The sequence below is a fragment of the Mesorhizobium hunchu genome (assembly GCF_040081975.1).
GTDB classification, from domain to species: Bacteria; Pseudomonadota; Alphaproteobacteria; order Rhizobiales; family Rhizobiaceae; genus Mesorhizobium; species Mesorhizobium hunchu.
Map to the genome: position 1 here is coordinate 17,580 of NZ_JBEBMG010000016.1, position 11,736 is coordinate 29,315.

At 63.4% G+C, this 11,736-nt stretch carries 10 protein-coding genes and 1 tRNA gene; 5 read left to right on the forward strand and 6 right to left on the reverse strand.

Going from position 1 to position 11,736, the window contains the following annotated elements; translation table 11 throughout:
• Positions 1–153: 153 nt before the first annotated feature.
• Positions 154–1,437, reverse strand: a complete 1,284-nt coding sequence (locus ABMA46_RS19920; RefSeq protein WP_349001750.1) for an N-acetylmuramoyl-L-alanine amidase — start codon at positions 1,435–1,437, stop codon at positions 154–156.
• Between the two features lie 705 nt (positions 1,438–2,142).
• Between ABMA46_RS19920 and ABMA46_RS19925 the strand changes: the two genes are divergently transcribed.
• Positions 2,143–4,896, forward strand: coding sequence for an Rne/Rng family ribonuclease (locus tag ABMA46_RS19925; RefSeq protein WP_349001751.1), 2,754 nt, complete (start codon positions 2,143–2,145; stop codon positions 4,894–4,896).
• Between the two features lie 93 nt (positions 4,897–4,989).
• Here ABMA46_RS19925 and ABMA46_RS19930 read toward each other — a convergent pair whose 3' ends face one another.
• Complete coding sequence (locus tag ABMA46_RS19930; RefSeq protein ID WP_349001752.1) at positions 4,990–5,280, reverse strand: DUF982 domain-containing protein; 291 nt, start codon at positions 5,278–5,280, stop codon at positions 4,990–4,992.
• A gap of 238 nt (positions 5,281–5,518) precedes the next feature.
• On the opposite strand from ABMA46_RS19930, the gene map reads away from it, so the two are divergent.
• Together map and radC are read left to right on the forward strand one after the other, a co-directional pair.
• Positions 5,519–6,343 carry a type I methionyl aminopeptidase gene (gene map / locus ABMA46_RS19935; protein WP_349001753.1) on the forward strand — a complete coding sequence of 275 codons (825 nt, stop codon included), beginning with the start codon at positions 5,519–5,521 and terminating at the stop codon, positions 6,341–6,343.
• Positions 6,344–6,426: 83 nt separating this feature from the next.
• Positions 6,427–7,185 (forward strand): RadC family protein, encoded by a 759-nt coding sequence (gene radC / locus ABMA46_RS19940; protein ID WP_349001754.1) that lies wholly within the window; start codon positions 6,427–6,429, stop codon positions 7,183–7,185.
• Between the two features lie 255 nt (positions 7,186–7,440).
• Here radC and tig read toward each other — a convergent pair whose 3' ends face one another.
• The 4 genes from tig to ABMA46_RS19960 all read right to left on the reverse strand — a co-directional run bounded on the left by tig (position 7,441) and on the right by ABMA46_RS19960 (position 11,150).
• On the reverse strand, positions 7,441–8,904 hold the full coding sequence (gene tig, locus ABMA46_RS19945; RefSeq protein ID WP_349001789.1) for a trigger factor: 1,464 nt from the start codon (positions 8,902–8,904) through the stop codon (positions 7,441–7,443).
• Between the two features lie 363 nt (positions 8,905–9,267).
• Positions 9,268–9,352: transfer RNA gene (locus ABMA46_RS19950), tRNA-Leu, on the reverse strand.
• 98 nt (positions 9,353–9,450) lie between these two features.
• Positions 9,451–10,032 (reverse strand): GDYXXLXY domain-containing protein, encoded by a 582-nt coding sequence (locus ABMA46_RS19955; RefSeq protein WP_349001755.1) that lies wholly within the window; start codon positions 10,030–10,032, stop codon positions 9,451–9,453.
• The gene (locus tag ABMA46_RS19960) at positions 10,029–11,150 is read right to left on the reverse strand and encodes a DUF2157 domain-containing protein (RefSeq protein WP_349001756.1); all 1,122 of its coding nucleotides are present in this window, start codon (positions 11,148–11,150) and stop codon (positions 10,029–10,031) included. The genes ABMA46_RS19955 and ABMA46_RS19960 overlap by 4 nt, the downstream gene beginning before the upstream one ends.
• 242 nt (positions 11,151–11,392) lie before the next feature.
• On the opposite strand from ABMA46_RS19960, the gene ABMA46_RS19965 reads away from it, so the two are divergent.
• Both ABMA46_RS19965 and ABMA46_RS19970 read left to right on the forward strand, forming a co-directional pair.
• Entirely contained in the window at positions 11,393–11,533 is a 141-nt protein-coding gene (locus ABMA46_RS19965; RefSeq protein WP_349001757.1) for a DUF1127 domain-containing protein, read from the forward strand.
• A gap of 48 nt (positions 11,534–11,581) precedes the next feature.
• Entirely contained in the window at positions 11,582–11,725 is a 144-nt protein-coding gene (locus ABMA46_RS19970; protein ID WP_349001758.1) for a DUF1127 domain-containing protein, read from the forward strand.
• Positions 11,726–11,736: the final 11 nt, after the last annotated feature.

Below are 11,736 nucleotides of genomic sequence, written 5' to 3' on the forward strand. Positions count from 1 at the left end.
GGGACGGTTCCAGGCCGCGAGCCAAACCCCATGTCGCTCTGATGTGGACAAAATGCGGCAGCCGGCCCATTCGGCTCATAAAGTCGAAAAGTAACACTCTCTGTGTTGTCACCAGGCAACGCCGCAAGGGCTTGTGGAGACCGTGCCGCATCGCTAGCCGCCGGCCCGCGCATGTGCCGCGGCAAACAGCGCCACAGCCTTCGTGATCGATGCCGCCGCCTTGTCCCGCCAATCCGGATCCATCAGTTCGGCCTCGTCCTTGGGATTGGACAAGTAGCCCAGCTCGACGAGCACGGACGGAATGTCGGGCGCCTTCAGCACGCGGAAACCCGCTTCGCGATGCGGCTTGTTGATCAGGTTGACCGTGCTGGACAGCTGGCCGACCAGCGTATGCGCGAAACTGAGCGAGAAGGAATGCGTCTCGCGCCGGATGAGGTCGATCAGGATATCCGTCACTTCCTGATTGTCGTCCTTGATCTCCATGCCCGCAAACTGATCGGACAGGTTCTCGCGGTCGGCGAGCGCCTGCGCCTCCGGATCGGAAGCCTTGTCGGAAACCGTGTAGACCGTAGCGCCGCGCAGGCCCTTCACGGCGATGGTGTCGGCATGGATCGAGATGAACAGGTCCGCCCCGTGCTGCCTGGCGATGCGCACGCGATCGTCCAGGCGCAGGTAGACGTCGCTCTCGCGGGTCATGAAGACGTCGTACTTCCCGGTCTTGACGAGTTGGTTCCTCAGTTCGGTGGCGAAGGCCAGCGTGACGTTCTTTTCGATCGCCCCGGTAATGCCCTCTGCACCGCCGTCGATGCCGCCATGTCCCGGATCGATGACGACGGTGAAGCGATGGTCCGGCGTGGCGATCGGTCCGGTCCCGACGCGCTCACCCTTGCTGCCGGACACGGTGGAGCCGGTGGAGAGGACCTGATCGGCCAGCGCGGCGTCGAATTCGCGCTGCGACGCGGCCGAAATGTCGATCGCCATGCGGTAGCCCTGGCCGTCCTCGTTCTTCAACACGTCGAGCTTGTCGACGATGAACGGTCCCTTGCCGGCAAGGACGAGCCGCGACGCGCCGTTGGCGGTCGCGCCATAGCGCACGCTGCGGACCAACCCCCTCGCCTTCACGTCATCCGCATCGAAGAACAATTTCGTGTTCGGCAGATCGATGACCAGGCGGTCCGGCCCGCGCAGCAGGAACCATCTGGGATTCGGCTCGCCGTCGAAATTGACGACGACGCGCATGTCGGAAGCGTCACCCGCCATCTTGTAGTCGCGCGCCTTGATGAATTGCGGGCTGGCTTCGGCGGGCGCCGCGGGATCGGCAGCCGCCGGCGTTTCCGCGGCCCGGTCGCGCGGCTGCGCCGTCGCGGCCATCCCGCCAAAGGCGACGAGCACGGCCGCAAGCAGGAGCGCGCAGCAACAGGACTGCATGCGCGGCATCTGCCGCAACCTCTTGATTGTCGATGCTTTCAGCCCCATCTCGGTGCCAGTCGCTCCCGGTTTGGCTTCATGCGGCCGGTGACGGTGGTGCGGCAGTGCCGCAACCGTGATTAACGATTGGTATCCAGAGAAGGTTAACCAAGCCTTTTCAAGCGTCGCCGCCGCGCCCGTTCCGGACATTCCACAACGACAGTGCTTTTTGCCGGCGCGGGAAATCGGGGTTGCCTTCCCACACGCCAAATCATAAAAGCGACGGTGGATCGTTGCAATTCTGCAACCGGTTTTCCACCCGCACTTGTACCGCGGTCCAGGGAAGATCGGTACGCCGCCCACAGTTCGGCGGCACGACAGGATCAGGCGATTGCGATTGGATTTCGCAGGCGTGCGCCCGTGGCGGGGGAAGCGTCTGCGTGAAGGCAAACGGCAAGGGTTGCAACCTGCGCCGGCTCTGTTTGCAGAGCATCTAGCTGGTCCGGGTTTCCGGGCTTTGGTTCAAAAAGGTTCGCTGAGTCTCCATGGCTTCAGGCGCAAAGACAACAAGATCCGCAATGAACCGCGCCGTGACGGCAGCGGGCGGCATCTTCTTCGCGTCTTGCCCCCTCGTAGCGACCGTTCAATTATCCGGCACCCACAATCACCAGGCTTCACGGCGACGGGCTTTCCCCGTCCGGCCGTTGCTGGCGGGTGCCGGGAGGAAACGCAATAATGCCCAACAAAATGCTGATAGACGCCTCCCACCCGGAGGAAACCCGCGTCGTTGTCGTTCGCGGTAACCGTATCGAAGAATTTGATTTCGAATCCCAGGACAAGAAGCAGCTCAAAGGAAACATCTACCTCGCCCGCGTAACCCGCGTCGAACCTTCCCTTCAGGCAGCCTTCGTCGAATATGGCGGAAACCGGCACGGTTTCCTCGCCTTCAGCGAAATCCATCCCGACTACTACCAGATCCCGGTCGCCGATCGTCAGGCGTTGCTGCGCGCGGAAGCGCAGGAAGCCGAAGACGAGGAGAACGAAGAGAACGCCGGCGAGCAGCGGCAGGAGCGCGGCAAGGGACGCCGCGGCCGCCGCCGCGGCCGCAACCGCAATCATGGCGACGAGACGCGCGCGACCGAAAACGCAGCGGACGGGAACACCGCACAGGACGTTGACGATGACGAGGCGACCGCTGTCGACGGCGACGCGGCCGAGACCGCCGTCCTCGATGACGAAACCAACGTCACCATAGCTGCCAGCGCCGATGCCGAGATCGTATCGGAAGAGGTCCCGGACGAGGCCAGGGAACCCGCCGACGAGAGCGGCGACGACCATGACGCCGCCGATGACGACCACTCTTCGGATGACCACGCCTCGAACGGCGACGGCCACGAAATCGAGTCGGTCGGCGCCGAGGACGCGCTCGACGAAGTGCGCGCGCGCCGCAAGCCGACGCGCCGCCAGTACAATATCCAGGAAGTCGTCAAGCGCCGGCAGATCCTGCTCGTGCAGGTGGTCAAGGAAGAGCGCGGCAACAAGGGCGCGGCGCTCACTACCTATCTCTCGCTCGCCGGCCGCTATTCGGTGCTGATGCCCAATACCGCGCGCGGCGGCGGCATCTCGCGCAAGATCACCAATGCGCAGGACCGCAAGCGCCTCAAGGAAGTGGTTGCCGACCTCGAAGTGCCGCAGGGCATGGGCGTCATCCTGCGCACCGCCGGCGAGAGCCGCACCAAGGCGGAGATCAAGCGCGACTACGAATACCTGATGCGGCTGTGGGAAAATGTCCGCAGCCTGACGCTTCAATCCAGCGCCCCTGCCCTCGTCTATGAGGAAGGGTCGCTGATCAAGCGCTCGGTTCGCGATCTCTACAACAAGGACATCGACGAAATCCTGGTTTCCGGCGACGAAGGCTATCGCGAGGCCAAGGATTTCATGCGCATGCTGATGCCGAGCCACGCCAAGGTGGTCCAGCCCTATCGCGACGCGACGCCCATCTTCGCGCGCGCCGGCATCGAGGCGCAGCTCGACAGGATGGTGCAGCCGCAGGTGACGCTGAAGAGCGGCGGATACCTCATCATCAACCAGACCGAGGCGCTGGTCGCCATCGACGTCAACTCCGGCCGCTCGACGCGCGAGCACAACATCGAGGACACCGCGCTCCAGACCAATCTGGAAGCGGCGGAGGAAGTGGCGCGGCAGTTGCGCCTGCGCGACCTCGCCGGACTGATCGTCATCGACTTCATCGACATGGAGGAGAACCGGAACAACCGGGCGGTCGAGAAGAAGCTGAAGGATTGCCTCAAGAACGACCGCGCCCGCATTCAGGTCGGCCGCATCTCGCATTTCGGCCTCATGGAGATGAGCCGCCAGCGCATCCGCGCCTCGGTGCTCGAATCGACCATGAAGCCCTGCCCGCATTGTGGCGGCACGGGCCATGTCCGTTCCGACTCCTCGGTGGCGCTGCTGGTGGTGCGGGGGATCGAGGAATTCCTGCTCAAGGATTCCCGGCATCACATCACGGTCAAGACTCCGGTCGCCACCGCGCTCTACGTGCTCAACCACAAGCGCTCCACACTGGTCGAGATGGAGCAGCGCTTCGGCGTGACCATCGCCATCGAGGCGGACGACAGCGTCAGCACGCAGCACTACGTCATCGTACGCGGCGCGGTCGCGGAAAAGCCGGAAGGGTTCACGGAAGTCCGCGCCCTGCCCTTCGCCGCCGCCGAGGAACCCGAGGACGAGATCGTCGTCGAGGACGACGAGACCGACGAGGCCGAGGAAACCGCCCCGCGCCAGCCGGAGCGGCAGGCAGACCAGGGCGAAGGCCAGCGCAAGCGCAGGCGCCGGCGCCGCCGCCGTGGTGGGCGCGATCGCGACGGCGACCAGGCGGCCCCCACGCAGGACGATGGTGACGTCCAGGCTTCCGAGGATGCAAATGAGGACGCCGCGGAGGCCGATGCCACGGAGGCGTCCGCCGAGGACACGTCTGCCAAGAAGCGTCGGCGCGGCAAGCGCGGCGGCAAGCGTAATCGTCGCGAAGATGGCGACGCCGAGACCGTGACCGAGGAGGCCTCCGGCGAACAGGCGGAGGCTCAGGCGGCCGCGGAGCCGGAAGCCGAAGCGCCCGCGCCGGTGGAGGCGGATTCGCCTGTCGCCGCCAATGACGACGCTCCGGAACAGAAACCGAAGCGGACGCGCCGCACCGCAAAGGCAAAGAAAGCCGCCGAGGAGACGGTAGCCGAGCCAGCGGTGACCGAAGCGAAGGCGGCCACCGGCGAGGAGAATGGACCGGACGAAAAGGCGACCACGGTTGCCGCCGAGGAAGCCAAGCCCAAGGCACGGTCGTCGCGCCGTAAGACTTCGACCGAGCAGGCACCAGCGGAGCCGGTAGTTTCCTCGGTCGTGTCCGGTTCCTCCGACGAGGCGCCGGCGGCTGAAAAGCCGAAGCGCGGCGGCTGGTGGCAGCGCAAGGGCTTCTTCTGAGCCCGACGGATTCGATGGGTTGCAAAGACAAAGCCCCGGAGCGTCGCTTCGGGGCTTTGTCTTTCTGATGCGAATAGTTGGCTGAAACGCCGGCTACATCAGCCTTGGCTGTTCAGCGCCCTTCTTCGGCTTCATCATGTCCTTGGCCATGATGCCGCTGACCCGGCAGAAGGCGGCGAACGCGCGGCAGGCCTCTTCGGTGGAGACGACGCCAACACTGGCGCCGAAGCAGGCGTTGAACGCCGCCTGGTAGAGCTTGCCCTGGCGTCCCTTCGGCCATTCGGCCAGCACGTCGAGGGCCTGCTCGACGCTGTAGATCTCTTCGATCGGCATTTCCGGGAGCGTGCTCACCCGGACGGGGACGGCGAAATGCGAATTGTCCATGACGTGTCTTTCCTGTCGGCCCTGCGTGGGCGCAACGCCACTCAGATGGAAAGGTTGCGTTAAGATTTCAATTGTTCGGCATTATGTCGGCATTGCGGCACCTTTGTTGCAACGCGATATCAGCACCCGTTTATGCGCCATTTGCCGCCCGCGGCGGCTTCGGTTCCAGTCAAAGGTTGAAGCGAAGCCCGTTCGGTGTCACATGATAGGCGGATCAATCCTCGAGCCAGCAGTTCACATGGTCACCTATCTCGATGCCGCGGAGGCGCCGCTCCGCAACACCGGCCAGATTCGCCTTTACGGCGAGGACGGCTTCGCAGGCATGCGCAAGGCCTGCGATCTCACCGCGCGCTGCCTCGACGAACTCGCGACGATAGTGAAACCGGGCGTGACGACCAACGCCATAGACCGCTTCGTCTTCGAGTTCGGCATGGATCATGGCGCCATACCCGCGACGCTGAACTATCGCGGCTACACCAAGTCGGTCTGCACCTCGATCAACCATGTTGTCTGCCACGGCATTCCGGACGACAAGCCGCTGCGGGAAGGCGACATCGTCAACATCGACGTCACCTATATCCTCGACGGCTGGCACGGCGATTCCAGCCGCATGTATCCGATCGGCCAGATCAAGCGCGCCGCCGAACGCCTGCTCGAGGTCACGCATGAGTGCCTGATGCGCGGCGTGGCCGCGGTGAAGCCTGGCGTGCGCACCGGCGCGATCGGCGCGGCGATCCAGAGCTATGCCGAAGCCGAGCGCTGCTCCGTGGTCCGCGACTTCTGCGGGCATGGCGTCGGGCTGCTCTTCCATGACGCGCCCAATATCCTGCATTACGGCAACGCCAATGAGGGCGTGGAGATGCGACCCGGCATGATCTTCACCATCGAGCCGATGATCAATCTCGGCCGCCCGCATGTGAAGGTCCTTTCCGACGGCTGGACCGCCGTGACGCGCGACCGCTCGCTGTCGGCGCAGTACGAGCATACGGTCGGCGTCACCGAAACGGGATGCGAGATTTTCACGCTTTCGCCCGCCGGGCTGGATCGCCCGAGTCTCGCCTGATCGCCACGCTGCCTGTGAAAAGCGCGCCTGCGGGCTTTTCAATATCGCCCCGACATGAGCTATGATCGCCTCGGGGGTACCGATTGGGCGACGATCAGGACACGGAACGGGGATTTCTCGGCGAGCAACCGTTGCAACCGCTTGCCCGCGCTCCGGCTGACGCGGCGGCCAAGCCTCATTATATCGGCCACCGCGACCGTCTTCGCGAACGCTTCGTCACGGCGGGGCACGGCGCCCTGCCCGACTACGAGATGCTGGAGCTTCTCCTCTTCCGGCTCATCCCGCGTTCCGACACCAAGCCCGTCGCCAAGGCGCTGCTCGTCCGCTTCGGCACGCTGGCCGAGGTATTGGGAGCCCCCGAGCGTCTGTTGTGCGAGGTCAAGGGGGTCGGCCCCGCCGTCGCGCTCGACCTCAAGATCATCGCCGCCGCTGCGCATCGCATGCTGCGCAGCGATCTCAAGGCAAGGCAGACGCTGTCCTCATGGGCACAGGTGATCGACTATTGCCGCGCGGCGATGGCCTTCGAGGAGCGTGAGCAGTTCCGCATCCTCTTCCTCGACAAGAAGAACGCACTGATCGCCGACGAAGTGCAGCAGACAGGAACGGTTGACCATACGCCGGTCTATCCGCGCGAAGTGGTCAAGCGCGCCCTCGACCTCTCCGCCACGGCGATCGTCCTCGTCCACAATCACCCTTCGGGCGACCCGACGCCCTCGCGCGCCGATATCGAGATGACCAGGGAAATCGTCGAAGCGGGGAAAAGGCTCGGCCTGACCGTGCACGACCACATCATCATCGGCAAGAAGGGTCATGTCTCGATGAAGGGGTTGGCGCTGATCTAGGCATGTCGTTCAAAAGTGCGCGGCGGTTTTGGGACAACGACATTCGAAAAAACAGAAACTTGCGGCACGACATATGAATACGATCAAACGTGTGATGCTGTAGAGCGGCGGGGCAAGATCGACCGTCGACGACGGCGCCTGAGCCTCTCCGTGCCACCTACGATCGAGCCCGCCGGGAACCATAGCTATCCGGCCGCGGCGCAAACGAAAAAGGCCGCCTTGCGGCGGCCTTCCCGGTAATGGTTTCGGAGCAGCCTACTCGGCGTCCTTCGCCGCGGCCTTCTTCTTCGGCGCGGCTTTCTTCTTGGGCTCTTCGCCGGCTTCAGCCTTGTCGGCCTTCTTGGCCGAAGCCTTCTTCGCCGGCTTGGCTGCGGTCTCGGCCTCGTCGTCCTCGGCCATCAGCTCGTCCTTGCTCACCTTCTTGTCGGTGACCGAAATCTGACCGAGCAGGTGATCGACGACCTTCTCCTCGAACAGAGGCGCGCGCAGCGAGTTGAGTGCTTCCGGATTGGAGCGGTAGAACTCGAACACTTCCTGCTGCTGGTTGGCGGGGAAGCGGCGGACCTGCTCGAACAGCGAGCGCTGGAGTTCCTCGTCGGACACGGTCACGCCGGCCTTCTCGCCGATCTCGGCGAGCACAAGGCCAAGCCGCACGCGGCGCTCGGCGAGGCGCATATATTCGGCGCGCGCCTCTTCCTCGGTGGTGTCCTCATCGGCGAAGGTGCGGCCGGCTGCCTCGAGGTCGCGGTTCACCTGGGTCCAGATATTGTTGAACTCGGCCTCGACGAGCTTGGAAGGCGCCTCGAACCGATATTCGGAATCGAGCTGATCAAGAAGCTGACGCTTCACCTTCTGGCGCGTCATCGAACCGAACTGGTTCTCGATCTGCCCCTTGACGATCTCACGCAGGCGCTCCAGCGATTCAAGGCCGAGGCTCTTGGCGGTCTCGTCGTTGACCTCGAGCTTGCCGGGCTTGGCGACTTCCTTGACGGTCACGTCGAAGGTCGCTTCCTTGCCGGCCAGATGGGCGGCCTGATAGTTCTCCGGGAAGGTGACCGTCACCTGCTTCTCGTCACCGGCCTTGGCGCCGATCAACTGATCCTCGAAGCCGGGAATGAATTCCTTGGAGCCCAGCACCAGCGGCTGGTCGTTGCCGGCGCCGCCTGCGAAGGCCTCGCCGTCGATCTTGCCGACATAATCGATCGTCACCCGGTCGCCTTCGGCGGCCTTGCCGTCCTTGGCCTCGTAGGTACGGGCGGATTCGGCGACGCGCTGGACCTGCTCGTCGATCTCGCTCTCGGGCACGTCGTAGATCGGCCGCGTCACCTTGATGTTGGCGAAGTCCTTGATGTCGATCGGCGGAATGACTTCGTAGTTCAGCTGGAACTCGAAGTCGGCGCCGCCGGCCAGGATCTTCTCGGCTTCCTTCTCGTCCTCGGTCATCACGACTTCGGGCTGCATCGCGGCCTTCTCGCCGCGGCCGGTGATGATCGAACGGGAATCATTGAGGATTTCGTTCACGACCTCGGCCATGAAGGACTTGCCGTACATCTTGCGCAGATGCTGCATCGGCACCTTGCCCGGACGAAAGCCATTGATGCGGACCTTGTCGCGGGCGTCGGACAGCCGTGTCATGAGCTTGGCTTCCATGTCGGAAGCCGGCACGATGACCTTGATCTCGCGCTTGAGGCCGGAGTTGAGCGTTTCGGTGACCTGCATCATCAAACCTTTGTTTCAATCAATCGGACCGTCGAAGCGGAACCCGCCGCTTGCAGCCCTACCGAACAATCTTGGCCAGGATGGCTTTGGCGCGGGATTCGCCAACCTGGCCGCTGCCGCAGGCCAAAGCTTTCGAGACACGCTCCAAAATGTGATTAAGTCCTTGCTTTTCCGACTTCTTATCACATTCTACAGAAGCGGACCCTGGCATCCCGTCACATTCGACACGCCTTTTGTCACAGGCGAGCCGGATTTTCAACCATCTTCGCTATCCGCAACAGGACGCACAAAGCCGCCGAAAGCATGGCGGAAGGCGCTTTCGTGACAAAGGTAAAACCGGTCAACATATGCGAGATCGAAAACTGGTGCGGATGAAGGGACTCGAACCCCCACGCCTTTCGGCACTGGAACCTAAATCCAGGGCGTCTACCAATTCCGCCACATCCGCACGACCACCGGCAAATCCCACGTAGGAACCGCCCTGTCAATGTCGAGATTGCCGGGCCGAGATTGGGTCGAAGCTACCCCGATCAGGGCCGCAGGGCGTCAGTAGAGCGGCTCGTCGAACAACGTGGCGGCTCCGTCCATAAGAGCCTTGATTTGCGCCTGGCCGGAACTCGACACTGCGATCTTCACCTGGAAAGGCCGGGTGCGTATGTCCTTTTCGATCGCCTTCCCCTCCCCCTCGGGCAGGTAGAAGCGTTCGATGCCGTAGTCCGGCCAAAGCGTCGCGTCACTATCGCCGAGAGACGAGCCGGCTTTGATCGTACCGGCGATGTCGACCGCATCCGGTCCTGCCGCTTGAGGCGGAGAGCCGAGCCACGCCATCTGCGGATGCCATGTGCCGTCGTCGCCTTTCGTCAGCCTGACGACGATCGTCTGCTGATCCCGAGCAGCCTCGTCGGCCGAGACGTTTGCGACCAGTTTTGCCGGGATGCGCGAAATCTCGTAGGTCAGCCGCACATAGTCGCCGCGCAACAGGTCGCGCGGATCGACAGGTTCCACTTTAAGGACAATCTCCCTGCCGTCACGCAGGATGGCGGCCCTGCCGGCGATCATCCAGCCGAGAAAACCGATCTGGAGGAGTGCCACGGCGAAGGCGGCGGCAATCAGCCTTTTCGCGCTCATGCCGCTACCTCCCGCGCCGCCAACCGGCCCAGACGTTTTTCTATCCTGATAATGGCCACGGCAACGATGCCGAGGATGATGGCGGCGACAAGGAAGAAGCCGGCAGTGCCGAGCATGGTCTGCATCGTGACGGCATAGATGATGAAAAGTTCGAGCGCGAAGCCGAGATATGCGATCCAGCGCAGCCCCCTGCTCTCGCGTCCCGCCAGCACGATCGCGACGGCGATGCCGGCCAGCGCAACCGCCGATGCGACGGCGAAGCCCCGCACGTCACTGTCGGAAAATTCGAGTTGCAGCAGCAATACGCCGGTCAGGAAGCCGATCAGCCCATGCAGCGGCAGGCGCCCGCCCAACTGGACGATCCGGTCGACCGGTCGAGGCGAAAGGACGGCGAAAGCGAAGCAGGCGGCGGATACGACCGCCAGCGCCACAGCCACCTGCGCCACGTCATGGTCCGCCGCGAACAGCGCCGCATAGAGAATGAGCGACAGCAGGGCGAGGTGTCGCGCCGGCTGGCTGCGCGTCCAGTACGACAGACAAAAGAGGATGGCGACAATCGCGACGAACAGGTGCGGAAACGCCGTCGAGCCGAAGATATCGAAGCCGTTGAACAGCGTAACCACCAGCCAGGCGTCGGCTATCGCGACAGCCGCCACCGTCAGCGGGCCGGAGCGAAGCAGCAGGGCTGCCAACGCGGTTCCGGCGCACCAGGTCAGCAAAGCGGACGATTCGTCGCCCGACAGATGATACATCTGTCCGACAAGAGCGATGGAGCCGCCAAATGCGGCCGCGGCGACGATGAACAGCGCCTCGCCGACCGCCGGATGATCGCGGCCCTTCAGCACCGCACCGCCGACATATCCGGCCAGGATGAGAGCAAAAAGCGCGCCGACGCGCCCGAGTCGCGGGATCGCCTCCCAGTTGGCGGCCACGAAGATGAGAATGGCGGCGGCCAGCAACAGGGCCGCCATCATCGCCAGTATGGCGCCGAAGCTCAACGAGCGCCGCTCGTTGCGGTCGATGTCCAGGCTTAACGCGTTGGCGGTCTTGACGTCGATCAGGCCTGCCGCGCGCCAGCGCGCTATGTCCTGTTTGACCTTTGACGAATAGCCGACCATGAACGGTTTCCCCATCAGATCAGTCGAAATAGGAAACGGTGCCGCCAAGCCGTTGACGCCGCGTCGCTTTCCGATTCTGGCTCCATTGTGACGAGATCGCGACAAGGCAATCCATGTTGCGTTGCACAATTTGCATTGCTGCCATGCACCAACAGCGCTTTTAAATCGATAAGGGTGCTCCTATCTTCGCTTCGTACCCAAGAGACAGATGATCCGAAGCAAGACGAAAACAGATAAAGACGATGAACCTGATCCGCAACTACCGCAACTGGCGTCGTTACCGCGAAGCCGTCGCCGAACTGAACGGCCTGAGCAATCGCGAACTGAGCGACCTCGGAATTGGCAGGGGCGACATCCCCTACGTGGCCCGCAAGGCCTCCTGAGTTTCCCCGGATCCTGATCGATCCGATCGAGTTTGAGAGAATACGAAAATGAACCTGATCCGCAACTATCGCAACTGGCGCGCTTATCGCGACACGGTGTTCGAGCTGGGCCGCCTTTCGAACCGCCAGCTTCATGACCTCGGCATTGTCCGCGGCGAGATCAAGGCGGTCGCCCGCAAGGGCGCGCTCTAAGGAATTTCGCC

Coding starts and splice junctions, on each gene's coding strand:
- ABMA46_RS19920 (WP_349001750.1), bottom strand. CDS start 1,437: ATGCCGCGCATGCAGTCCTGTTGCTGCGCGCTCCTGCTTGCGGCCGTG.
- ABMA46_RS19925 (WP_349001751.1), top strand. CDS start 2,143: ATGCCCAACAAAATGCTGATAGACGCCTCCCACCCGGAGGAAACCCGC.
- ABMA46_RS19930 (WP_349001752.1), bottom strand. CDS start 5,280: ATGGACAATTCGCATTTCGCCGTCCCCGTCCGGGTGAGCACGCTCCCG.
- map (WP_349001753.1), top strand. CDS start 5,519: ATGGTCACCTATCTCGATGCCGCGGAGGCGCCGCTCCGCAACACCGGC.
- tig (WP_349001789.1), bottom strand. CDS start 8,904: ATGCAGGTCACCGAAACGCTCAACTCCGGCCTCAAGCGCGAGATCAAG.
- ABMA46_RS19955 (WP_349001755.1), bottom strand. CDS start 10,032: ATGAGCGCGAAAAGGCTGATTGCCGCCGCCTTCGCCGTGGCACTCCTC.
- ABMA46_RS19960 (WP_349001756.1), bottom strand. CDS start 11,150: ATGGTCGGCTATTCGTCAAAGGTCAAACAGGACATAGCGCGCTGGCGC.
- ABMA46_RS19965 (WP_349001757.1), top strand. CDS start 11,393: ATGAACCTGATCCGCAACTACCGCAACTGGCGTCGTTACCGCGAAGCC.
- ABMA46_RS19970 (WP_349001758.1), top strand. CDS start 11,582: ATGAACCTGATCCGCAACTATCGCAACTGGCGCGCTTATCGCGACACG.